Source organism: Ureibacillus chungkukjangi (assembly GCF_044795995.1).
In the GTDB taxonomy this organism is placed as follows: Bacteria; Bacillota; Bacilli; order Bacillales_A; family Planococcaceae; genus Ureibacillus; species Ureibacillus chungkukjangi.
On the sequence record NZ_CP085009.1, the window covers coordinates 3,495,242 to 3,519,444 of the forward strand.

Here is a 24,203-nt window from a genome sequence, read left to right on the forward strand (position 1 = left end):
ACCTCTCTTCAATTGATAACTATTTGGAATGATAATGATAAAAACAATAAATTGTACTTATGTATTGTTAACACTATAATAAGCTTAGACATAAAGTTTGCATATCAAATTTTAAATAAAAAAACAACAGTTTATATAAAAAGTTCGAATGTTTGTCACAACTAATCAATTAAAGGAGTCAATTTAAAATGAAAATCATTCCTCCAAAACCATTTATGATTGAAAAAGGTAATCGTGCCGTTCTTTTACTTCATGGTTTTACTGGAAACACAAACGATGTTAAGCGTTTAGGTAGATATTTAGCTGAACGTAACTATACAGTACATGCACCGTTATATAAAGGTCATGGTGGTGACCCAGTGACACTTATTCAAACGAATCCAATTGAATGGTGGAACAGTGTACTAGAAGGTTATGACGAGCTAAAAAATAGAGGTTATGATGAAATCGCAGTTGCAGGTGTTTCACTTGGTGGTATTTTCTCTTTAAAGCTTGGTGAAGAACGTCCTACAAAAGCAATTGTTGCAATGTCCGCTCCTGCATTAGCAAAAAGTATTGATAGCTTACAAGAACGTATCATCGATTATACGATTAAATATAAAAAATTAGCTGGTACATTTGACGAACAGTCAGATAAACCTCACGAAATTGCTCAAAAATATCATATGCCTGCATTGGAATATTTACAAGGCATGATAAACGAAACTAGTGCAAAGCTTCAAACAATCCAAACGCCAGTTCACATTTTACGTGGACTACGTGATGATGATTATTACTGCGAAAGTGCAGATTTAATATATAATTCCGTAAAATCTCGCATTAAGTCTGTTAAAAGCTTTATCAACTCTGGTCATATTTTAACACTCGACCAAGAAAAAGAGCTTGTATTTGAAGAAATCTATCGTTTCTTTGAAGGACTTAAATGGAATGAAGAGAAAATGAAAATTTCTCAAATATCTTGATATAAAATTTGAGAAACCTGGTTATATTATTATTGTATCCCCTAGCAAATTTTTGTGGTAACCCAAAACCGCAAATTCCCCAATTTGCTATATAATATATGTCCAAGTGACATACATCCCTTTAAAACAAGCTACGTTTAAGATTCCCCGTCTTAAACAAGGTAGCTTGTTTTTTTATTTTTATTTTCTATAAAACTAATTCGTTTCCCTTTTCAATCGTTCCTATTAAATCCGCTCTTTTAAGATTTGTCTCCATTAATTTTCCCATAAACTCCGCCTCCACCAACTGTAATTCCTAATTTACCGGATCTCGCTAATTCAATCCTATCGGCTAATTTCTCTGGAATCACTTCTGTTAAATCTTTAACTGAGGCTTCGTGCAATATATTCATCTCCGTACCAAAGACATCTAACAGCTTCGATATGGTTTTGGGGCCAATCCCGGGAATAAAATCCAGTGGCACTTGATGGATATAAGGTGGTCTTTCTACTTCCTGTAAAGGGGCATCCGATAATTCAGCAATCCTTTTCGCCACCCCTTTAGTCAAATGCTCTTTCCCACAATAAGGACATCGGGTATGCCCTGCTTCTAGAATTTGTTCCCCGCAATCTGCACAAACCGTCTCATGATACTTTCCAAGAAGTGGGTTCAAGCCATAATTTGCGATAATTTTTCTCCCAGCCTTTTGATGGAGTGCTTTTTTCAACTCTTCAAAATTGGCATCTGCTACACTAATTTTTTGATATTCCCGTGCAAGCTTACCTAATGAGTGCGCATCTGAATTCGTTACAAAAGTATAGGTGGCTAGCTCGCTCATGCCCTTCACCATATAAGTATCTGAACTTAAGCCAAGCTCAATGGCATCGATTAAATCAGGATTAAATACCTCACTCAAACTTTTCTTTACACCCTTCCCATAAAGACTTTTAAACGGAGTGAATACATGGGCAGGAATGAATAATCCATCTAAATCATTAACCTTTTGCTGCAGTGTCTTCCCATCACAATAAATTCGCTGTGAGCTTAGATGAATATTTTTTTGCTGCTTACTCATCCATTGTGAAAATTCTCGCATCCTTTCAATAGATGGCAAATAAGCAAGAACATGAATTGGTCCATGGCAATTTTCATCATAAATTTCAATTTCAGAGCCTAGAATTAGTGTTGTATTTTCGTATCGCACTCCACCTTCTGTAAGCTCCCTCGCTTTCCCATCTTGAACTAGCTGCTCAAGTTCCTCAATGACCTCAGGAGATTGACAATCTATGATACCGATTAAGTCTAACCCTTTTCTTGAAGTAGCTGTTTCTAATATATTTTTTAACGTTAAATTGTTGCTTCCTGTTATTTTAACCGCTCTTCCCTTTTCAGTACGGCCAATATGTATATGTAAATCTGCGTAAATTTCCTTTAGCATTTCCTGCACTTCCTTAAAAAGATTTCTTAAATATAGAATACCCAAACCTACAGGATTTCTTCCTTAAGATGATTATCAATTTCATAAATATCTTTCATTAGACCGAGGCTTTGTTTTCTACTATAATATCAACATAGTAAATTTTCTAAATATTCAATTTTATAGGAGGGTCATCTATGGCAAACTACGCTCAGGTATTTCTAGGAACTGCTTTTACTAGCAAGAGCTTTTCAGAGGTAACTATTTTAAAAGATTTTCTCTACTGCATTAGTGGAGACGGAATCATTGAACAATTGTTCTCCCCTCTTGATGAACAATATGAGGCTATACTGAAGGAATACGAAGGAAAAGGAAACTTCCGCCGCTTATCAAATGACGAGTATATATTGCCTGGATTTATAGATTTACATGTCCATGCTCCTCAATGGGCTCAAGCTGGTACTGCCCTTGACCTTCCACTTGAAGATTGGTTGAATGCTTATACCTTCCCAGTTGAAGCTAAGTTCTCTGATATCGACTTTGCACAAGCTGTTTATGAGGATTTAGTCAAAACACTACTTGCAAACGGAACAACGACTGTACTTTATTTTGCCACTGTACATAAACAAGCAAGTCTCCTCTTAGCTAAAATCTGCTCTTTGCTAGGTCAGCGTGGGCTGGTTGGAAAGGTAGTCATGGATAATGACGATCAATGCCCAGACTATTACCGAGACGCCGATACAGCCACAGCACTAAAAGAAACAGAGGAATTTATCATTGAGGTACAACAATTAAACGAACAAACGAAACAAGGTGTCTATCCAGTCGTCACACCTCGCTTTATTCCAAGCTGTACAGATGAAGCTTTACAAGGCTTAGGTGAATTAGCTGCGAAGTATAATACCCATATTCAATCCCATTGTAGTGAAAGCGATTGGCAGCATGGCTATGTGAAGGACCGGTACGATAAAAATGATGCATTTGCCTTGAATGATTTTGGCTTACTACAAGAAAAATCTGTCATGGCTCACTGTAATTTTATAGCTGATGAGGATGCAAAGCTCTTTGCAGAAACCGGTACAGCTGCTGCACATTGTCCAGTTTCGAATGTCTTCTTCTCAAATGGCGTTTTTCCTGCAAAGCATATCCATGAATTAGGAGTGGACATTGGTTTAGGTACAGACGTGTCAGGAGGCTTTTCTCCAAGCCTTTACGATAATATCAGACAAGCTGTGATTGCTTCTAGAATGCTTGAGGAAGGCGTAGATACTACTATTTCTGCTGACAAAAGAGGTGTAGATTCTTCAAGACTCACTACTAATGAGGCCTTCTACCTGGCTACAGCTGGTGGTGGCGAATCCTTAAGCCTACCAATTGGGAAAATTGAAGAAAATTACGCATGGGACGTACAAATCATCAACACCAACCTACAGAATGGAAAGCTTCCTATCTTCAATGATCCATTAGAGGATATATTCCAGAAAATCCTCTATCTTGCCCGCCCAGAAAACATTCGTGAGGTGTGGGTTCAAGGGGAAAAAGTGCATCAAAGGTAGAAAAAATGAGCAGTCTCAGGCTTTAGAGGCTGCTTATTTATTTAATTTTGCAGGGCTGCGTGAAATTCACCCTATCGCTTAGGTGAGGCTACGAGGGCTGGAAAATAACAGGATAATTTCCGTTTAAATCTCAGAATATCCATGTTTTCATTAAAATAAAGGAATTTTTTTCGGTTATATTGCTCGAATCCTTGAATTTTAACGTATTTTGACAAGTTAACAGGAAAATCTCCGCTTATTTCCACTGCTTAAGCACCTACTACACATTAACGGAAATTTCTTCGCTTAAGAATCCATATCCATCTGCATTTTAGGAAATATAAAAAACATGGCAATCCCAATATGAATCGCCATGCTTTACTTAACCTTTTCACTTTTTTCCTTCAAAAGAAAATCCATCTCAACCTGCAATTAGATAATTTCTACAAATAACAGAATCCAAGCTACTAAAAATAATAGACCGCCAATCGGTGTAATAGCTCCTAACTTTTTCACACCAGTTACGGATAGCACATATAGGCTTCCTGAGAAGAAAACTACACCTGCTAACATTAAATACCCTGCCCAGGATAGTAAACCAGAGCTTCCTAAGAGTGCATCCATCGAAAGAATACCCAGTAGAATTAATCCCAAGGCATGATACATCTGATATTGAACAGCTGTATTCCAAATTTGCTCATAGCGTGGCTCAGGGAACTTCTCCTTTAAAGCGTGGGCGCCAAATGCACCAAGTACAACTCCTAAAAAGGCTAAAATTGCACCAATTACTAATAAGACGTTCATATACAAACGCTCCTTTTATGTATTATCAACTTAACTATATAGTTTTCTCCACTTTTATGACAATAATAAACCGCATATAGTCTAAGTTAAATTAGAATATATGCGGCAACATTTATTATTTATTGAATTTGTATTCCTTTTTTTCTCCATTGAGGAACTTTACTTCTAGCTCAAATTCAGTATAGTTATCCTCTAAACCAAAGGCAGTCATTACCTGGTTTAACACTTCCTGGTCTTCAGTAGTTTCATCAAAAGTTAACTGCCCAAGATAAGGTGAAATTTGATTATAAGCTTCATCACCAGATACATCTACTTTATTTGCTTCATCCTCAAATTCAGCAGTAATATTATTTTGAGTGTTCGTATATTCAGCATTGTACGAAACATCGTTTGCATACTCTACATCTAAGTCAAAATGCTCGAAATTATAAGATGTAACTTCCTGTTGCTGTCCTGCATTTTCCTCATTTGTTTGATTTGCATTTTCTGTAGTCGTATCATCTGCATTGTTTGTCGTTGTTTCATTTGTTGGTGTAGGATTTGTTACGACTTCATCCTGGTCAACGTCGTTATCTCCACAACCAGCTAAAACTCCTAATAATAATGGAACTGTTAATAATGCTTTGACTTTCATCTCTATCTACTCCTTCATTATAAGTTTACACTGTATTTTTTCCCCTAAAATTAATAAGTTAACCTTTATTTACAAAGAAAATATAAATGAGTAATATTGTCCAGCTCCTATAAATCTATTTACAACCTAACGAGTTTACGTTATATTTACTTAAACCTAATACTTCAATGCGTTGAAGCGCTAAATTTTAAGTTGATTCTGAATAGTTATACATATATAATTAGAAAACTATTATACATAGAAAGAGGTTTATACATATGAGAGATTTCTTCAGTAAGCTCTTAAATGGGATGAGTATTGCCATCGTTTGTGCGCTTATTCCCAACGCTTTACTTGGCGAAATATTAAAATTAATCATCCCTTCTGTACCCGCACTTCAACATCTATACGATGCAACAGTTATTGTAATGAGTATGCTCCCTCTCTTAACAGGAATCTTGGTAGCAATGCAATTTAAACTAACTCAAATTCAAACGGCAAGTGTCGGAATCGCCACGGTAATAGGAAGTGGATCAATTATAAAAACTGCGGAAGGTTTGTTTACCCTAAATGGCATTGGCGTAACTCTTAACGCAGGTTTAACTGCAGCTCTTGCAGTGTTGTTTGTAAAGCTTGTCGGTGAAAGATTAAAGGAATACTCAATTCTTTTAATTCCCATGTTATCTGTAGTGGTTCCTGGAATGATTGGATATATGATTTTACCTTACGTACAAACTAGTGCTGGATTAATCGGTGAAGTGGTAGCTTACTTAACAGGTCTACAGCCTATCTTAATGGGGGCATTATTGGCAGTGATTTTTGGAGTAGTCATTATCTCGCCAATTTCTACGGTGGGTATTGCCACAGTAATTATGCTTTCAGGGATTGGTTCGGGAGCAGCAAACCTAGGGATTGTAGCAGTTGGTATGGGACTGTTCTTAGCTAGTCTTAAAGCAAATTCCTTAGGTACAGCCTTGGCTCATGTTTTAGGATCACCTAAAATTCAAATGCGAAACTTCTTTATGAAGCCGACCATCGCCATTCCAATGCTAATCACTGCCGCTATCCTTGGAGGGCTTGCAGGGGTATTCAATGTTCAAGGAACCCCTTATAGTGCAGGGTTCGGCTTATCGGGCTTAGTTGGTCCATTAAATTATATTAATTTAGCTGAAGGTGGGTGGACTAGCTCCAACATTGCCATTATGCTAAGTCTGTTCTTTTTCCTTCCACTCATTCTGAATTTGATTTTTATCTATGTGTTCAAAAAGAAACTAAAAGTTATTAAAGATGAAGACTATAAATTAGATTTTGAATGATAAAAGAAACCACAACTCTGTAATTGTAGGAGTTGTGGTTTTTTATACATAGTGGAAGTTGGGGTGCATGCAGCATATAACGGACTGTTTTTTGCTCACTCCACAATCTAAATTCCACAGATATTAAGCCTCTTTTTTCTCGGCAGTCGCCTTGCGTTTTCTTGTTGTTGTCTTCTTCTTTGTTGTTGAAGTTTTATCAAGAGATGCTTGTAATGCAGACATCAAATCTGTCATATCTGAAGGAATCACTGATTCTTTTTCGCTTACTGTTACAGTCAGCTCACCATTTTTCTTCTGCTCGATTAGTTCCAGCAATGCAGTTCGATAATCATCCTGATATTTGTCTGGCTCAAACTTTGCTGTTAATTGATCGATAAGCATGAGAGCTGTATCAAGCTCTTTTTCAGTAATTTTCTCATCACTCGGAATATTGGGTACCTCTTTTGAACTGCGCACTTCATCAGGAAAATGAATGGTTTCCATGATTAACGTTCCATCATATACACGAACTATTGCTAGCTGCTCCTTAGAACGAATCGTAATTTTCGCTACACCAATTTTCCCAGAGTTACTCAATGCCTCACGCAAAAGTGCATATGCTTTTCCCCCACCAGTGTCTGGTGCAAGAAAATAACTACGCTCGAAATAGATTGGGTCTATCTCCTCTAGCTTTACAAACTCTATAATTTCTACTGCTTTGTCTTCATTTTCTTTGCGCAAATCTTCAAGTTCCTCGTCATCTAACACAACAAATTTGTTTTTGGAGTACTCATACGCCTTTACTATATCTTCACTCTTTACTTCCTGCTCACATATCGGACAAACCTTTTGATAATTGATGGGGCTGTTACATTCTTTATGGAGCTGACGCAACTTGATATCTTTATTTTCAGTAGCGGTATGTAGCTTTACCGGTATATTGACAAGCCCAAAGCTAATACTACCCTTCCAAACTGTATGCAAACTTCTTCACCTACTTTTTTCTTATTATGATGAATACTGCTGTTAACTATGTATAACCATCTAAATTAGTTAAAAACTAAATCAAAAACGAGGTTTACTAAATGAAACCGATGCTCTTAACTTCAGCTGAATCTGTTCCAACTAGCAAGGATTGGATTTACGAGACAAAATATGATGGTTTTCGATGTATTTTAAAATGGGACATAGCTGGAGTAACTTTAATAAGCCGAAATGATAAAGAATTAACCGAATACTTCCCTGAAATCGTTCAGTTTTGCGAAGAGATAGCTCACAAATTCTCTTCCTATTTACCGCTCATTTTAGATGGCGAAATAGTTTTTCTGCAAAATGACTATAAAAGTGATTTTTCGATTGTTCAATCTCGAGGTAGAATGCGTACTAAAAAAACGATTATGGAATCCAGTGAAAAATTCTCCTGCTCATTTATAGCCTTTGACTTACTCCAAATTTCAGGAGAGGATTTCACCCAAAATCCCCTCTTAATGAGAAAACAAAAGCTACAGACATTATTTGAAGCTGTAGAACTTCCTCTTTCTCCTTCCTTCAGGAATAGAGGACAGCTCCAACTAATGGAGGTATTTAAGGATAGTGCTATTCTCTGGGATAAACTTAAAGACTGGAATGGCGAAGGAATGATAGCGAAGAAAACGAACAGTCCCTGGGAAAGCGGGAAACGGACAAACCTTTGGATAAAGGTAAAAAATTGGCGAATCGTAACCATCATCTTAACGCTTTTCGATCAATCGAACGGATACTTTAATGGAGCAGTTTTTCAGGATGAAGAATTAGTTGAAGTAACTACTTTTCGTCATGGCCTTTCCGACGATGAGCTGCAAACACTCGCTACATTTTTTCAAACAAAGGGAACAAAAGCATCCGCAACAGCATGGGTACTTCCCCCATCTATTTGCGTTGATGTAGCTTGTATTGATTTCGACGGTAAAAAGCTACGTGAGCCACGTTTTGAAGCCTTTCGATTTGACGTATCCCCATTTGAGGTGACCTGGAAAAGGATGCTGCGAGGGCTCAATCCCATTCCTGAATCAGTTGCTATTACCCATCCAGATAAACCTATTTGGCCAGCAGTTGGTTTAGTTAAGGATGATTATATTCTGTACCTTCAGGAGGTAGCACCTTTCTTTTTGCCGTTCTTGGAAAATCGATTATTAACATCGATTCGATATCCACATGGGGTACCTGGGGAGAGCTTTTACCAAAAAAACGCACCTGATTATACGCCTAGCTTTATCAAAACAAGTGTTGAAGAAGACATTGAATATATTGTTTGTAATGATTTGAAGACATTATTGTGGCTTGGCAATCAACTAGCCATCGAATTTCATATCCCATTTAAAACAGTCGATACAATGAAGCCAACAGAAATCGTTTTTGACTTAGATCCTCCTTCTGTTGATGATTTCGCTTTAGCGATTGAAGCTGCACTGAGCATGAAGGCAATATTTGATAAATTTAATTTGCACTCGTTTGTTAAAACGTCTGGAGGGAAAGGCCTACAGATTTATATCCCACTTCCTAAGAATCGATTTACCTTTGATGAAACACGGATTTTCACAGAGTTTGTGTGCCGTTTTCTCGTAGAACAAAATCCAAGAGCCTTTACCATCGAGCGAATGAAGAAAAATCGGGGGAACCGGCTGTATTTAGATTACGTTCAGCATGCAGAGGGGAAAACAATTGTGAGTCCCTATTCCCCAAGAGGAAATGAATCGGGTTTAATAGCAACACCTTTAGAATGGCACGAAGTAAATAGCAGTTTAACACCCAAGCTTTTTACTATCCCAACTGTTTTGGAGCGGATTAAAAATAAGGGGGATTTATTCGGTGATTTCTACAAAATAGGTGAAATCCAACCATTTGAAGCTGTACTTACAACCTTAAAAGAGCTATTGAAAAAGAAATAATTTCTAGGATGAAGGACTTCCTAAGTTGTGAACCCTTCATCCTTCTGAAGTTTTAGCTACAGTGTATACTCTTCCCTCTACCGCTCGTTTCTTTCCTTTAAAGTATTGAGCACATAAGAGAATGACGATTACTAAATCAATGGCATCCCCACCATAATACATCAGCATTCCACCGAGCTGTGCATCCGTTGCTTCAACTCCAAGCGGAGGATTGGCATAAATCCATTTTGACAATATGCTGTGTGCAGCCATTGCTAGTATCAGCACAATCGCCCTTAACTGGAAGCTCGTCCGATGTGGTGTTACTTCGATGTAGATCATAGACAGGGTAAATACATAGCCCGCTAAGAAGACATGGACGTGAACAAAAACATGCAACAGATTTGATGATTGCATTGAGTGATATAAATCGGTTGTGTAAAGAATCCATAGACCTCCAGCATTAAGTATACTCGCAATAATTGGGTGGGTAATCCACCGCACATAGAAGCTTTTTAACACCTTGCTCAAAATCCTTCCCCATGTTACCGGGACACTTCTTAATAAGAGTGACATCGGTGCAGAAAGAACGAGTAAAAGCGGCCCTAGCATACCTAGTAGAAGATGTGTCATCATGTGTGCTTGAAAGCTTGCATGGGCTCGTTCAGCAATTGGTCCTGCAATGCCTAAAAAGACAGCAGCAATTCCAATTATCCAAAATACACAGCGAATCATTGGCCATTCCTTATATTTTTTATTTGTCCCATAAACCAAAACTAAATAACCGACAATCAATACTATCAGCAAAATATACAGCAGGATATCAAGAAATCCATTGCCATGATTATGATGATGCATTAAGCTTCACCTTCATTTTTCTTATGATTCGGGGATTTTTTCTGCATTACAAGTACGATACCAATAATAATCATGCAAGCTGCTATCACATTCCATACAATATCATAGTAAATTACATCAACATCATACCGAATTTGGTGTAGACGCATCAGTTTATGCTGAATGATTCCGTCATACAGCTGAAAAACACCAGCACCTAAAATTGCTGCTCCAACCCATCGTTTAACATTCCACACCTTTCTTCTCCGAATATCTGCAAGCATGAAAAGACCTACAACAGTGGCAAACCAGCTGAATGCATGAAAAATCCCATCCGAAATAAGTCCGATACTCGTTGTTGATTTATCATAAAAGTGATGCCAATGTAAAAGCTGGTGGAAGACTACTTCATCTATAAACGCAACTAACCCTAATCCAAACAAAACTCCTGACCAAATATTGAACGGTTCATCGTTACTATTTTTTCTCTTTTCCAATCCATTCACCCTCATGTTAATTATTGCTACTGTTGTCATATTACCCAGTTATGGTAAAAGCTAAAAGCTCCAAATATATAATAAAAAGAAGATACCTATACTTTCAGGTACCTTCTTGTCACTAACCATTAATGGTGATGATGGTGGTGACCACTTTCATGGTCATTTTTACAAAGTATCGAGTTTTCATGAGCGTGCTCAGAATCCTCCATTTGGACCGTAATATGGCCGATACCAAGATGGAGTAAATCATGCTCAATTGAGTTTAATAGCTTTTGACATTCTTGTATTGTCATGTTTCTTGAAACTACCGCATGACAGGAAAGTGCATTTTGGCCACTTGTAATGCTCCAAACATGTAAATCATGAATATTAAGAATGCCTTCTTTACCTTCAAAGACCTTAATAATTTCATCGATTTGGATATTGCTTGGTGCTCCCTCCATTAATACATGGATAGAATCCTTTGTAACACGAATTCCGCTAACAGCGACTAAAAGGGCAACAATGATACTTGCTAGTGGATCTGCCCAGCCCCAGCCAAAGAACATTATAAGAAGGGCAGCTACAATCGCTCCCACTGAACCTAGCATATCCCCAATTACATGTAAAAAAGCTGCTCGAAGATTTAAATTTTCTTTTGTATCTGCACCACGTAGTAAAATCCATGCAACAAGGATATTCACGAGTAACCCTATAATCGCAATGACTAGCATACCTGAGGATGTGATTTCTTGTGGATTTGTAAAGCGCTCTATTGCCTCAGAGCAAATAAAAACAGCCACAAGAATTAAGGTAACCCCATTAAATACTGCTGCTAAAATTTCAAAACGTTTGTAGCCAAAGGTTTTACTATAGCTTGCTGTCTTTTCTCCAAATTTAAAGGCAAGAACTCCAACCCCTAAAGAAACGGCATCACTTAACATGTGACCTGCGTCTGACAATAACGCAAGACTATTTGTTAGGAGCCCTCCAATAACCTCAACAACCATAAAGGAAGCAATTATAAAGAAAGCAATTGTTAAAGTTTTTTTGTTCGCTCCATGCGTATGATTATGATGTGCGTGATCATGTCCGTGTCCCATTTAAGCGCCTCCCTTCATATTGTATATTAGTATATGCGCATATAGTAATATATGTTATCATTTAACGGTTTAGCTTTAACTATGCTTTGAGTGCTCAATCGTTTGTTTAAGCATATGCATTACGTGTTCGTCATCATAAGAGTAAAAAAGAGAAGTACCCTCTCTTCTGTATTTGACCAAGCGTAAATTTTTCAAAAAACGAAGCTGATGTGAAACTGTTGATTGTCTTAATTCAAGAGCCTCTGCGATTTCATTTACCGAATGTTCTTTATGAAATAACAAATTTAAAATACGAATTCGAGTTGGATCACTTAACGCTTTAAATGTTTGGGACACAAGAAATAATGTTTCTTCATCTAAGTCATGTGGATGTTGATTTAGTTGCTCTTCCAACACAGCCCCTCCTTATATATATGATTATATATTCATATATGAATATATTATGTGAAATAGTACTCGTTGTCTATCAATTTATGTAAAATCCTGTGAATTACCTTTACAGCATTTCATACATAAACAATCGAGTAGAGGGAGAATAAATTCTCGCCCCTCTCACAACACCGTACGTACGGGTCTCGTATACGGCGTTTCAATTTATATTACAGTGTGTATTTCTAAGTAACGTTCAAGAGCAGAGGGTATTCCCCTGTGTTCTAGTCTTTTATTAGAGATTGCTCTTTGAACAACTTTCGATAATCCGATGAATCGATAACCTTTCCTACAGAATGTTAAGCCTTTGGCTTCTTCTTCGGGTATCCCTAATTGGATTAGCGACCGAATCTGTTTACTTGGTACCTTCCATTGTTTCCAAATAATTACCCTTATTCTTGAGCGTAGTTTCATATCAATTTCACGCATAGCCGTTTTCATGTTTGCAGTTCTAAAGTAATTTACCCAACCAAATATTACTTGTTTTAGTTTCAATATTCGGTAGTCTAACGGAATGCTCCAGTTTCGCTTAGTTAGTTGCCGAAGTTTCCTTTTAAATTTCTGTACTGAGATTGGATGTGGTCGAACTTGATATTTCTTGTATTTTGAATCGTAATAATATCCAAACCCCAAGAATTTCAAATCTTTTGGACGAGCGATTTTACTCTTTTCTGCATTGACTATCAACCCTAATTTTTTCTCTATAAACTTCACGACTGATTCTATCACTCGATTTGCAGATTTCTCGCTCTTTACAAAGATAAGGGCGTCATCCGCATATCTCACGAATTGAAGCCCTCTACTTTCTAGTTCCTTGTCCAGTTCATTCAACATTATGTTACTTAACAGTGGGCTGAGGTTTCCTCCTTGCGGAGTTCCAATTGGTGTTTCTTCATATTTACCCTTTACCATGACCCCACTGACCAAGTATTTTCTTATTAAAGAAATGACATCTCCATCATCGATTGTATTGGATATAATTCGTATTAGTTTATCATGGTTGACTGTGTCGAAAAATCTTTCAAGGTCAATGTCCACTATCCAATCGTGTCCATCATTCAGAAATTCAAGGCTTTTTATAATTGCCATCTCACAACTTCTATTTGGTCTGAAACCGTAACTGTATTCACTAAACTCTTTTTCAAATATCGGACTGAGTACTTGATGAATTGCCTGTTGAACGACCCTATCCACTACTGTTGGTATTCCCAGTTTGCGCATCTTACCATTTTCTTTTGGAATCTCCACTCGTAAGGCAGCTTGTGGTTGGTATTTTCTAGTTCTGATGCGCTGACGTAGCTCATCCTTGTTTTCTTTCAGATACTGTTTAAGTTCATCGACCGTTATTCCATCGACCCCACTTGCACCTTTATTTCTAAAGACACGTAAGTAGGCTTCATTCATATTTCGATTGCTTAGAATCTTTTCTAATAGTTGCACACTCGTTTCTCCTTTCCTCTCACGTAGTAAGTAATATCTCCATTTTGGCTATCATTTGAGATACGCTCATACTTTCACCATTAACACATTCGGAGTCCGTCACTTACGCATTTGTGGTGTTGAAACACTATAAATTGTTCTGCCCTTCATGACCAAAGGTCATTACTATGGCTTCTGCTGACTTCTTACGACTAACCTTTTTCGACTGTACTTTTAGTACATCCGCAAGACCTCCCAGGGTAAGACAACTATCTTTCCTCTTTTACTCGCCTGATTTACCCTACAAAGTTACGCACATCTTTTGGACTTTAGCTTGTCGTGGAGCCTTATCCCTTTATAGAGCCTTGGTATCAGATTTCTGTTCGTCGAGCCAAGATTTTATTCCACGCTTCCTCTAGCCCTTACCTCACGATAAGTACCTTGCGCTTCCTTAGTGGTTGGTCGATGTGTACCCCCACAGCGGACTTTCACCACCTAGATAGTTGCCATGCCTGGCACACCCAAAAAAGCTGACATAACAAAAGTATGCCAGCTTCCTTTTTAATTAATAATATCTGAAGCTAGTGCCGTTTTCATAAACTTTATGGGCTAGTTGGATTGTTGATACAGCTAGCTCTGCATAGGTTACTGCTTTTTTCGGATAAAATAATCCATTTTCGGCTGGAAGAATATCAAGTGCTTCTGCTAATGCAACATAACCAGTGTTAGCTACATCCTTTGCATCCTTAATACCCTTAAGCTGATAAATTTCACTATGCTTTGCGGCTTGATTAAGACCAAGTGCTTTTATATACCATACTGCCAGTTCTTCACGAGTAATGTTAGCAGACGAGTTAAACTCAGGCTTTTCCGTGTCTAGAATACCCAACGAAACAGCGCGTTCAACTATCTGATAATATGGGTTGTCCGGAGAGATATCCTCGAATGATTGATGACCTTCCTCCTCTTGTGGGTAAGCCCCCTCATAGAAATATGAAATTGATTTTATAAGTACCTTTAATGCTTCTCCCTTTTTAACAGTCGTTTCTGCATTAAACTTACTATCCTTAACCTCTAATATATTATTTTGAATAAGGTAATTTAACTCTTCTTCTGCTGTATTATGAGAAACAATTGGATACTCTTTTACACCATAAGGACTTGTCCACTTTCCACTTTTTGCATCTAGGAATGTAGATGACTTCTCATTAAAGATAGGCGTATATACTAAGGAATAGTGTTTCGTTTCAGCTTTATAGTTTTCTTTTACATATGCAAGCTTCAAACTTAGTGCTTCGTTAAAAATTTTTTCTGCTGCTTCTTTCGTTAAAACATCCTCAGTTGTTGGCCATTCTTCAACCTCTAATTTATTCACAAATAGACTATTTAAAGACCCATCAAAATTGATTGCTACACTAATTTCGTTGCCAGATACAACAAGCCCATTAACGATGCGTGGGAATGAAAAATTATAGACGCCGTATTCATCATCAGTAGATGGCTCAGAAATAGGTTTAATATATTCATGTAAAGAGGAAGGTACCCATTCTTTTAAATGATTAATGGCTTGTGTCAGCGCTTCATCACTTGTTAACTTTTTGTCGGTGCTTGGATCCTCACCCACTTCTCTTAACACTTCATTTTTAACGCTATAATAATGGACGAGTTCTCCTGTTTGCTTATCTAGCTCGATGCTTGTCCCATACCCACCATTTCGATATTCATAGGAGTAAGAAATACTGATTATTTCTTTTCCCTCCCTAGTAGTACTTTCTTCAATACTATCTAGCCTTAACTTAATCTTATCCGAATCAATCGTTAACAATTTTTGAGCTATTTCCTTTGCATCTTCAATCGTGATTCCCTCTTGTCTTGGCTTTAACGGCTGCTGTACCAATTTTTCTACTTTAGGGTTTTGTGGAAGAGTCTCTGAGAAACCATTGTTCGTTAACCATTGTCCAGTTAGAGCATTAACGCCTGAATGCTGTGTTACTGGTGTATACACTAGCTGTACATTATTTTTATCTGTACGGTAGTCATAGTTTACTTGATACTGTAATTGTAAATTTAAGTTGTCTTTAATTTTACTGATTACGTCCTTCTCATTTACAAGCTTATCTTTTTTATCGAAGGTATTTTTCCCATTACCTGATGCTGAATATTGATAATATTGAACAATATCCCCATTACCAAGTACAGCTACCTCCATTTTTTGATCAGCAATTTCAACATTCTCTTCTGTATTGGTGAATGTGAAATAATATTGGATTGGCTCTGTTAGTAATTGATTTGAATAATAGTAATAATACTCGTCATTGTTTTTATCTAGCTTATACTGTTTTCCATTTGCAAACTTTTTAACAAAATCCTCAGCTAATTTTTGAGCATCTTCTTTTGTTACCTTTGCTGGAAAAAGTGCACCTTTTTTGTCTGTCGGTTCAAAATGGAAGCTCTCTAATTCAAGATTATCTCCTCTAAATGTAGCACTGCCGTAAATTTCCTTACCCTGAACTAATTTCGAAAAGCTTAAATCATAGCGTATCGTTTCATCTTCTGGGTAATAATGAGCAGTACTCAAGTAGAAATCATTTAATGTTAAAGAGTCAAACTTTTTCGGGAATAGCTCTTTAAATCTTTTTACTACCTCATTTTTTGTTACAATATTATCTGTAGAGGCTACCTGTATCTGTAGGTTTTTTGCGGTTGGTTGTTCTACTGTTTCTGCCCCAACTGCAGTCACCATTCCAAAAGACATTGCCAACGTCATAATAGGGATTCCAATTTTATTTAACTTTACCAAAATATACCTCCTGATTCGTTATACCAAATATTGTAATACAATTGTCATAGATTAAAAATAGGAATTTATATTTATCTTATTCTATCTTCATAGTAAGATTATTTTTTTTCGCGTAAAAAAAGGGCAGTTCACTTTTACTGCCCTTTTAGATATTTCATATATTTTTTATTTATAATTACAGGATTAGATTAATGCTTCACTACGTTGAAATTCTCACCGATTAACAGCCAGTTTTGCGGGAATGGGAAGCCTAACTTCCAATAACTGATGCCTCGCAGGTTTAAACGCTTCATGAGGTTAAACTTTGCTTGTATGGACCTTGCATCCTCAAACCACACTTTATGTGCCCTACCTTCACTATCCACATAGTTAAAATGAGGTGCCTGTGCAGTATAATCATATTCGATGACTGCATTATTAGTTCTTGCGATTTCAATCGCTCTTTGAGGGCTTACCGCCCGAGCATATTGGCCTCCTTGAACAAAGGGAAGTGTCCAATCATAGCCATACAAATTTTGACCCATCATAATTTTATTTGCCGGCATTACTGTTAAGGCATATTGGATAACCTCTTCAACCTGAGGGATTGGTGACACTGCCATTGGTGGTCCACCTGAGTAGCCCCACTCATACGTCATAAGCACTGAGAAGTCAACAATCTCTCCATGAGCTCTATAATCATGGGCCTCATACCATTGACCTGCCTGCTCTTCACTTGTTTTTGGCGCTAGTGCAGTAGAAACAAGGAAATCTTCTCCGTGTAAGTAAGCAACCGCTTTTCTTAGGAAGTTATTATAAGCCTCGCGTTGGTCTCCTGGAAGAAATTCGAAATCAAAGTGAATATCTGATACCCTGCCGATTCGTCTTGCTTCTTCAACGATATTCTCAAGTAATACATCCTGAACAGCCGTGCTTTGTAAAATCGCTCTTCCTAATTCACCACTAAACTGACCATTCTCTAAATTAGACACTACCATCATTAAAGTGACCCCTGCTTCACTTGCTGCTTCCGGGATACCTTCAGTTGGAATCGGGTCAAGGCTGCCGTCTCTTCTTGCTTCAAAGCTAAACGGTGCTAAATACGTTAAATAAGGACCTACACTTCTTGCTTCTGCTAATAATTCCTCACTAACCGAGTCACCCATCGGCTCAATATAAATATTCACTTCTGCGCTTCGTCTTTGCATTGGTGGGATGTATAAGCGCGTACCAACATTTAATGTTGAGTTGACATTGATGCCATTGATTTGAGCTAAGGTGTTAAAATTCAACCCAAAACGTTGTGCAATTGAGTATAACGAATCACCCGGCTGCACCCAATAAAAACTTCCCGTAATCGGAATGACAATTGCTTGCCCAATGACTAAATTCTCTGGGTCTTCTAATTGATTGGCTTGAATGATTCTTTCAGTTGTTGTGTTATATGCTTGTGCGATACCCCAAAGCGATTGTCTAGGCTGGACTACATGGATTTGAATCTCGTTTCCCCCTTTAACGTTCATGGTAATTACACCTAGTATTTTATGTTTCTATTACTTCTTACATAACAGGACTTGATAAAAAATATGAATTTCGGAAAATACACTGATAGCTCCCATCAAATTCAATAAAAAAATCCCTATTCATAGCCAAAGTTATAAATAGGGATACTGATTAGTTCACAATATTATGCTCATAGAGATAGTCGTAAGTGACGTCGACAAAAAGGTATTCGTGCTCGTTTAATGCCATCGAAAAGGTACGAGTAAGCTCACCGGTTTCGATATCACTATAGATACCCGATAAGTTACCTCTTTCCGTATTTCGAATTTTGATAATGTTGAATAAGAAATATGGGCGCCAGCTCCAGTTTTTACCTACCGCACATTCTTCAACGTCCCATTTTCCATTATGGCGAACGATATTTGGGGAAATTTGGAACCCCTCATCATTGCAAATATAGAAACGGAAGGCATAATCCTCTAATAGATTGGCTAGCTGCAGGAGTTTTTCAACATTCTTTCCATCTGGCTTCGTAATTTCCACAGTAGATGTAATCTTTTTACCGAGATTCTTCATTTCCTCAAATTTAACTTCAAGCAATCTTTTTTCAGCTGAAATAAATTGCTTACATTCATTTCTGAAGCGGTCCTTTAAAGTATCTTTAGGAATGAATTGACTGGCTGGCTTTTGCAAATAAACCCCTTTAAAATATCTTGCTCCGCTTTTCCAGGCATGATGTAATTGATAGTCGGTTTGGATATTATCAAACATCAGGGCAGCACCAATTTTTACTGCTAACGATTGAATCGTTGTAAACACATGGTTCTGTGCACCCCAAGCATTATAGTTTAACTGGCTTACATTAATTTTTAATGTTGCTGGTTCAAACATTAAAATCTGATCTAAATTACTCTCAGAACCTATATTATCTAAAGCTATTTTTACTCCATAGGTTTTTATATAGCGAATGGGATGCTGTAGCTGCTCGCTTTCCCCTTTGAACTTATGCTCAGGAATTACTAGATAGATATTAGGTAATAGCTCTTCACCCAGTGTCTCTTTTAGTAATTGGAAATACCCATCACCAAAATCCTCCATTAGCAAATTAGGATTACATGGAAGGTACAATCTGACCTGGTTCTGAGTAACTTCAGCTTTTGCTAAATCGATTGCTTTTTTAACAAGCACCTGCTCCACTTCAGTACGAATTTCTATAGGAATGACTTCATCATATGTAAAGTCAATGATATTAATCGTTTCCCCATCAATTGTGTATTGACCAATTACTTCATATGCAACGATGACATGTTCATCTGCACTATAAATTGGTTCAAATAAAATATCCATTTCGTCTAGTTTATCTAGAAAATCAAGCACATCCATCCACAAAACCCCCATGACTTACTTCTTTTCTTACCTTATTATACACCAATTACCACTTTGGAAAATATCACACAATATGACAATTTAGAAAAAGGATAACACTATACTAATTATATTCTTTGATGACTCATTTCAAAACACTCGTCAAAATATTACAGAAGAATATTCTTTTCCAAATGTAGGAAAGCCCACTATTCAATCGAGTAGAGGGAGAATAAATTCTCGCCCCTCTCACAACACCGTACGTACGGGTCTCGTATACGGCGTTTCAATTTATATTACAGTGTGTATTTCTAAGTAACGTTCAAGAGCAGAGGGTATTCCCCTGTGTTCTAGTCTTTTATTAGAGATTGCTCTTTGAACAACTTTCGATAATCCGATGAATCGATAACCTTTCCTACAGAATGTTAAGCCTTTGGCTTCTTCTTCGGGTATCCCTAATTGGATTAGCGACCGAATCTGTTTACTTGGTACCTTCCATTGTTTCCAAATAATTACCCTTATTCTTGAGCGTAGTTTCATATCAATTTCACGCATAGCCGTTTTCATGTTTGCAGTTCTAAAGTAATTTACCCAACCAAATATTACTTGTTTTAGTTTCAATATTCGGTAGTCTAACGGAATGCTCCAGTTTCGCTTAGTTAGTTGCCGAAGTTTCCTTTTAAATTTCTGTACTGAGATTGGATGTGGTCGAACTTGATATTTCTTGTATTTTGAATCGTAATAATATCCAAACCCCAAGAATTTCAAATCTTTTGGACGAGCGATTTTACTCTTTTCTGCATTGACTATCAACCCTAATTTTTTCTCTATAAACTTCACGACTGATTCTATCACTCGATTTGCAGATTTCTCGCTCTTTACAAAGATAAGGGCGTCATCCGCATATCTCACGAATTGAAGCCCTCTACTTTCTAGTTCCTTGTCCAGTTCATTCAACATTATGTTACTTAACAGTGGGCTGAGGTTTCCTCCTTGCGGAGTTCCAATTGGTGTTTCTTCATATTTACCCTTTACCATGACCCCACTGACCAAGTATTTTCTTATTAAAGAAATGACATCTCCATCATCGATTGTATTGGATATAATTCGTATTAGTTTATCATGGTTGACTGTGTCGAAAAATCTTTCAAGGTCAATGTCCACTATCCAATCGTGTCCATCATTCAGAAATTCAAGGCTTTTTATAATTGCCATCTCACAACTTCTATTTGGTCTGAAACCGTAACTGTATTCACTAAACTCTTTTTCAAATATCGGACTGAGTACTTGATGAATTGCCTGTTGAACGACCCTATCCACTACTGTTGGTATTCCCAGTTTGCGCATCTTACCATTTTCTTTTGGAATCTCCACTCGTAAGGCAGCTTGTGGTTGGTATTTTCTAGTTCTGATGCGCTGACGTAGCTCATCCTTGTTTTCTTTCAGATACTGTTTAAGTTCATCGACCGTTATTCCATCGACCCCACTTGCACCTTTATTTCTAAAGACACGTAAGTAGGCTTCATTCATATTTCGATTGCTTAGAATCTTTTCTAATAGTTGCACACTCGTTTCTCCTTTCCTCTCACGTAGTAAGTAATATCTCCATTTTGGCTATCATTTGAGATACGCTCATACTTTCACCATTAACACATTCGGAGTCCGTCACTTACGCATTTGTGGTGTTGAAACACTATAAATTGTTCTGCCCTTCATGACCAAAGGTCATTACTATGGCTTCTGCTGACTTCTTACGACTAACCTTTTTCGACTGTACTTTTAGTACATCCGCAAGACCTCCCAGGGTAAGACAACTATCTTTCCTCTTTTACTCGCCTGATTTACCCTACAAAGTTACGCACATCTTTTGGACTTTAGCTTGTCGTGGAGCCTTATCCCTTTATAGAGCCTTGGTATCAGATTTCTGTTCGTCGAGCCAAGATTTTATTCCACGCTTCCTCTAGCCCTTACCTCACGATAAGTACCTTGCGCTTCCTTAGTGGTTGGTCGATGTGTACCCCCACAGCGGACTTTCACCACCTAGATAGTTGCCATGCCTGGCACACACGCAAAAAAAGGTCATTCCACCTTCGGAATGACCCTTCTTTATATTAAGTACACAGTGATAGGTGTAATATATAACGATTTTATTTATTTAATGTTGCATTTGTTGGTGCATTTTTTCCATTATTTTCTGGAGCAGCTGTCGTTGTTTTACTATCAGGACTTACTGCTCGTTTTAAGAATAAAGATAGAACTAATGCGACAACTGTAATACCTGTTGCGATTAAGAATGAATATTGAATACCATCAAGTAATGATTGCTGCATAATTTCAGCTTTCATAGTGGCGATTTGCTCTTCTGACATTGGACCAGTTGCATTCGCTTGTGCTTGTGCAGCTAATTCTTCTCCAGTAGCTGTTGTTCTTTTGTTCATAATTGCGATTAATAATGCAGTACCGATTGATCCAGCAACCTGTTGAATCGTGTTGTTAGACGCTGTACCATGTGGATTTAAACGTGCTGGTAATGAATTTAAACCGTTTGTCATAATTGGCATCATAACCATTGAGATCCCAACCATGCGAAGTGTGTAAATCATAATAATGTAGAGATAAGATGAATCCAAATCTAAAAAATGCAAGTAATACGTTGCAACAGTTGTAATTGCTAAACCAGTAATAGCTAAAATTTTCGGTCCAACTTTATCAAATAAACGACCTGTAATTGGTGACATGATTGCCATTACTAGGGCACCTGGCAACATCATTAAACCTGATTCAAATGGGTCGATTCCACGAACACTTTGTACATAAGCAGGAGTTAAAATCATACCGCCCATCATCGCCATCGAAAGTACGGCACTAATGATAGAAGACAAAGCATATAAAGGTGATTTGAAAATTTCCATACTTAAAACTGGAGTTTCTAATTTAAGCTGACGCAGAACAAATAGTACAACACCAATAACCCCAACGATAATTGTAGTTAGAACGATTGGATCAGTCCATCCATCATTTCCTGCATTACTGAATCCATAAAGAATTCCACCAAAACCAATTGTTGAAAGTACTAGTGAGAAGTAGTCTAATGAAACTTTTCTATTTGGAAGTACATTTTCTAATTTCCAAATACTGAATAATAAGCTTAGTACTGCAATAGGTAAAATCATTTCAAAAAGAACGCGCCAATCGTAATTCTCAACTATCCAACCAGATAGTGTTGGGCCGATTGCAGGCGCAGCAATCATTACTAATCCGAACATCCCCATCGCTGCTCCGCGTTTTTCAACAGGGAAACTGATTAACATAACGTTCATTAAGATTGGAGCCATTACAGATGACCCTACTGCTTGAATCATACGACCAGTTAATAATACTGGGAAACTTGGAGCAATTGCTGCAACTAATGTCCCCACAACGAAAATCGACATCGCAATGATAAATAGCGGTCTCGTTTTAAAACGAGTAATTAAAAATGCAGAGGCAGGAATCAATACCCCACTCACTAACATATAACCTGTTGCTAACCACTGAACCGTTGAATAGGTTACACCTAAATCCGTCATGATCGTTGGAAGTGCAACATTTAATAAAGTATTATTTAAAAACGCAACAAAGGCGCCCACAAATAGAACCGCTATCATTAAATAGGGGGGCTTTTCCAATGTTTTAAAGTCATTGTTCATATATATATTTTCACTCTCTCTCTTTTATCATTTCATCCCTCGAAATATATTTTATACCTGCAGTCTATTTTTTTCAACAAAAAAATAATTATCGTCCAAAAAGTTGAAATGAAAGTGTTTTCAAATTATACTTACGGTATAAAATTCGTTATTCAACAGATGATAAGGTGAGGTTATGAACAAAAGAAAACGACAAATCATACATGCAGCACGCCAGCTTTTTTTAGATAAAGGTTTTAATGATACTTCTATTATTGACATTATTTCATCTGCAAATGTATCCAAAGGAACTTTTTATAATCATTTCAGCTCAAAAGTTCAATGCTTGATTGCCATTCTTGAAGAAGCCAGAGAAGAGATTATTACCGCTAGAATAGAGGTAGCTTTAAATACAAGACCAAATGATAAGAATGTATTGCAAATGCAACTCGCATTAGTAGCTCATGTCCACAGAAGACAAAACCTAATTCAAATATTTGAAGCCATATTTAAAAATAATGAGCCTGAATTAAAACAAGTGATTGAAAAGCAGCTAATTCGTGAAGTTGAATGGCTTGCCTCTCGATTTATCGATGTATATGGGGAGCAAATCCGTGAATATTCTTATGAATGTGCTGTACAAGCCTTAGCAATGATTCAGCATTCCTTCCGTATTATTGCAATGGTCACAAAACAATTAGCAACTCCAGAAGACGTTGTAAACAATGTATTAAATCATATTGAAGGTATGCTCGCTCATTTACAAAAAACAAATAGTATATTAATTACCTCTGATATCTTCCATGCTCTTCATGAAAAAGCAGAAGAAACCAAAATAACAAGCAGTATGCTCGTACATCAGTTAGAAGGCTTCACAGAAAAGTTAACACCTGATGATTTAGAAAATGGTGTAGAATATGCAAACTATCTTCTAAAAGAGCTACAAGCAAATTCCGTAAATCTCTATGTAATGGAAGCCATTTTACCCGTTTTCAATAATGCATTTAAGGATACACCTCATGAAGCAGAGGCAAACGAAATTTCTATTGGTATATGGCGTTATCTACAAATAAAGAAAGAGGAAAAGAATTCTCCAATGTAACAACAAA

General features: G+C 37.2%; 19 protein-coding genes. 5 read left to right on the forward strand and 14 right to left on the reverse strand.

Going from position 1 to position 24,203, the window contains the following annotated elements:
• The first annotated feature begins 188 nt into the window (after positions 1 to 188).
• Positions 189 to 962 carry a carboxylesterase gene (locus LG296_RS17250; protein WP_107936212.1) on the forward strand — a complete coding sequence of 258 codons (774 nt, stop codon included), beginning with the start codon at positions 189 to 191 and terminating at the stop codon, positions 960 to 962.
• Positions 963 to 1,201: 239 nt separating this feature from the next.
• Here the strand turns inward: LG296_RS17250 and LG296_RS17255 are convergent, their stop codons facing one another.
• The gene (locus LG296_RS17255; protein WP_107936210.1) at positions 1,202 to 2,380 is read right to left on the reverse strand and encodes an endonuclease Q family protein; all 1,179 of its coding nucleotides are present in this window, start codon (positions 2,378 to 2,380) and stop codon (positions 1,202 to 1,204) included.
• A 176-nt stretch (positions 2,381 to 2,556) separates the two neighbouring features.
• Here LG296_RS17255 and guaD point away from each other — a divergent pair, with 176 nt between their 5' ends.
• On the forward strand, positions 2,557 to 3,915 hold the full coding sequence (guaD, locus tag LG296_RS17260) for a guanine deaminase (protein WP_107936208.1): 1,359 nt from the start codon (positions 2,557 to 2,559) through the stop codon (positions 3,913 to 3,915).
• A gap of 411 nt (positions 3,916 to 4,326) precedes the next feature.
• Here the strand turns inward: guaD and LG296_RS17265 are convergent, their stop codons facing one another.
• Positions 4,327 to 4,698 (reverse strand): DUF423 domain-containing protein, encoded by a 372-nt coding sequence (locus tag LG296_RS17265; protein ID WP_251400959.1) that lies wholly within the window; start codon positions 4,696 to 4,698, stop codon positions 4,327 to 4,329.
• Between the two features lie 115 nt (positions 4,699 to 4,813).
• Positions 4,814 to 5,332 (reverse strand): YusW family protein, encoded by a 519-nt coding sequence (locus tag LG296_RS17270; protein ID WP_251400960.1) that lies wholly within the window; start codon positions 5,330 to 5,332, stop codon positions 4,814 to 4,816.
• Positions 5,333 to 5,589: 257 nt separating this feature from the next.
• Here LG296_RS17270 and LG296_RS17275 point away from each other — a divergent pair, with 257 nt between their 5' ends.
• The gene (locus LG296_RS17275) at positions 5,590 to 6,627 is read left to right on the forward strand and encodes a PTS transporter subunit IIC (RefSeq protein ID WP_251400961.1); all 1,038 of its coding nucleotides are present in this window, start codon (positions 5,590 to 5,592) and stop codon (positions 6,625 to 6,627) included.
• Between the two features lie 123 nt (positions 6,628 to 6,750).
• On the opposite strand, the gene LG296_RS17280 is transcribed toward LG296_RS17275, so the two are convergent.
• Positions 6,751 to 7,590 carry a Ku protein gene (locus tag LG296_RS17280; protein ID WP_404427234.1) on the reverse strand — a complete coding sequence of 280 codons (840 nt, stop codon included), beginning with the start codon at positions 7,588 to 7,590 and terminating at the stop codon, positions 6,751 to 6,753.
• A gap of 101 nt (positions 7,591 to 7,691) precedes the next feature.
• Between LG296_RS17280 and LG296_RS17285 the strand changes: the two genes are divergently transcribed.
• Positions 7,692 to 9,533 carry a DNA ligase D gene (locus LG296_RS17285; RefSeq protein WP_251400963.1) on the forward strand — a complete coding sequence of 614 codons (1,842 nt, stop codon included), beginning with the start codon at positions 7,692 to 7,694 and terminating at the stop codon, positions 9,531 to 9,533.
• A gap of 36 nt (positions 9,534 to 9,569) precedes the next feature.
• On the opposite strand, the gene LG296_RS17290 is transcribed toward LG296_RS17285, so the two are convergent.
• The 10 genes from LG296_RS17290 to LG296_RS17335 all read right to left on the reverse strand — a co-directional run bounded on the left by LG296_RS17290 (position 9,570) and on the right by LG296_RS17335 (position 23,115).
• Entirely contained in the window at positions 9,570 to 10,370 is an 801-nt protein-coding gene (locus LG296_RS17290) for a cytochrome c oxidase assembly protein (protein ID WP_107936197.1), read from the reverse strand.
• Entirely contained in the window at positions 10,370 to 10,846 is a 477-nt protein-coding gene (locus LG296_RS17295) for a DUF2243 domain-containing protein (protein ID WP_235867671.1), read from the reverse strand. Before LG296_RS17295 ends, LG296_RS17290 begins: the two co-directional genes overlap by 1 nt.
• Positions 10,847 to 10,974: 128 nt before the next feature.
• Positions 10,975 to 11,931 carry a cation diffusion facilitator family transporter gene (locus LG296_RS17300; RefSeq protein ID WP_251400965.1) on the reverse strand — a complete coding sequence of 319 codons (957 nt, stop codon included), beginning with the start codon at positions 11,929 to 11,931 and terminating at the stop codon, positions 10,975 to 10,977.
• 75 nt (positions 11,932 to 12,006) lie between these two features.
• Positions 12,007 to 12,324, reverse strand: a complete 318-nt coding sequence (locus LG296_RS17305) for a metalloregulator ArsR/SmtB family transcription factor (RefSeq protein ID WP_251400966.1) — start codon at positions 12,322 to 12,324, stop codon at positions 12,007 to 12,009.
• A 201-nt stretch (positions 12,325 to 12,525) separates the two neighbouring features.
• Positions 12,526 to 13,800, reverse strand: a complete 1,275-nt coding sequence (gene ltrA, locus LG296_RS17310; protein WP_251400969.1) for a group II intron reverse transcriptase/maturase — start codon at positions 13,798 to 13,800, stop codon at positions 12,526 to 12,528.
• Positions 13,801 to 14,344: 544 nt separating this feature from the next.
• Positions 14,345 to 16,579, reverse strand: coding sequence for a YcdB/YcdC domain-containing protein (locus LG296_RS17315; RefSeq protein ID WP_251400967.1), 2,235 nt, complete (start codon positions 16,577 to 16,579; stop codon positions 14,345 to 14,347).
• 188 nt (positions 16,580 to 16,767) lie between these two features.
• Positions 16,768 to 18,057: a glycoside hydrolase family 18 protein gene (locus LG296_RS17320; RefSeq protein WP_251400976.1), complete on the reverse strand. Its 1,290-nt coding sequence runs from the start codon at positions 18,055 to 18,057 to the stop codon at positions 16,768 to 16,770.
• Between the two features lie 175 nt (positions 18,058 to 18,232).
• Positions 18,233 to 19,444, reverse strand: coding sequence for an EAL-associated domain-containing protein (locus tag LG296_RS17325; RefSeq protein ID WP_251400968.1), 1,212 nt, complete (start codon positions 19,442 to 19,444; stop codon positions 18,233 to 18,235).
• 273 nt (positions 19,445 to 19,717) lie between these two features.
• Positions 19,718 to 20,992, reverse strand: a complete 1,275-nt coding sequence (ltrA, locus tag LG296_RS17330) for a group II intron reverse transcriptase/maturase (RefSeq protein WP_251400969.1) — start codon at positions 20,990 to 20,992, stop codon at positions 19,718 to 19,720.
• A 581-nt stretch (positions 20,993 to 21,573) separates the two neighbouring features.
• On the reverse strand, positions 21,574 to 23,115 hold the full coding sequence (locus LG296_RS17335) for a DHA2 family efflux MFS transporter permease subunit (protein ID WP_251400970.1): 1,542 nt from the start codon (positions 23,113 to 23,115) through the stop codon (positions 21,574 to 21,576).
• A gap of 175 nt (positions 23,116 to 23,290) precedes the next feature.
• Here LG296_RS17335 and LG296_RS17340 point away from each other — a divergent pair, with 175 nt between their 5' ends.
• Positions 23,291 to 24,196 (forward strand): TetR/AcrR family transcriptional regulator, encoded by a 906-nt coding sequence (locus LG296_RS17340; protein ID WP_251400971.1) that lies wholly within the window; start codon positions 23,291 to 23,293, stop codon positions 24,194 to 24,196.
• The last annotated feature ends 7 nt before the right edge of the window (positions 24,197 to 24,203 follow it).

What these genes read in the sequence shown, in the direction of transcription:
- LG296_RS17300 (WP_251400965.1), bottom strand. Translation starts at nt 11,931, where the DNA reads ATGGGACACGGACATGATCACGCACATCATAATCATACGCATGGAGCG.
- LG296_RS17265 (WP_251400959.1), bottom strand. Translation starts at nt 4,698, where the DNA reads ATGAACGTCTTATTAGTAATTGGTGCAATTTTAGCCTTTTTAGGAGTT.
- LG296_RS17285 (WP_251400963.1), top strand. Translation starts at nt 7,692, where the DNA reads ATGAAACCGATGCTCTTAACTTCAGCTGAATCTGTTCCAACTAGCAAG.
- LG296_RS17250 (WP_107936212.1), top strand. Translation starts at nt 189, where the DNA reads ATGAAAATCATTCCTCCAAAACCATTTATGATTGAAAAAGGTAATCGT.
- LG296_RS17270 (WP_251400960.1), bottom strand. Translation starts at nt 5,332, where the DNA reads ATGAAAGTCAAAGCATTATTAACAGTTCCATTATTATTAGGAGTTTTA.
- LG296_RS17340 (WP_251400971.1), top strand. Translation starts at nt 23,291, where the DNA reads ATGAACAAAAGAAAACGACAAATCATACATGCAGCACGCCAGCTTTTT.
- LG296_RS17255 (WP_107936210.1), bottom strand. Translation starts at nt 2,380, where the DNA reads ATGCTAAAGGAAATTTACGCAGATTTACATATACATATTGGCCGTACT.
- LG296_RS17275 (WP_251400961.1), top strand. Translation starts at nt 5,590, where the DNA reads ATGAGAGATTTCTTCAGTAAGCTCTTAAATGGGATGAGTATTGCCATC.
- LG296_RS17325 (WP_251400968.1), bottom strand. Translation starts at nt 19,444, where the DNA reads ATGGATGTGCTTGATTTTCTAGATAAACTAGACGAAATGGATATTTTA.
- LG296_RS17290 (WP_107936197.1), bottom strand. Translation starts at nt 10,370, where the DNA reads ATGCATCATCATAATCATGGCAATGGATTTCTTGATATCCTGCTGTAT.
- LG296_RS17335 (WP_251400970.1), bottom strand. Translation starts at nt 23,115, where the DNA reads ATGAACAATGACTTTAAAACATTGGAAAAGCCCCCCTATTTAATGATA.
- guaD (WP_107936208.1), top strand. Translation starts at nt 2,557, where the DNA reads ATGGCAAACTACGCTCAGGTATTTCTAGGAACTGCTTTTACTAGCAAG.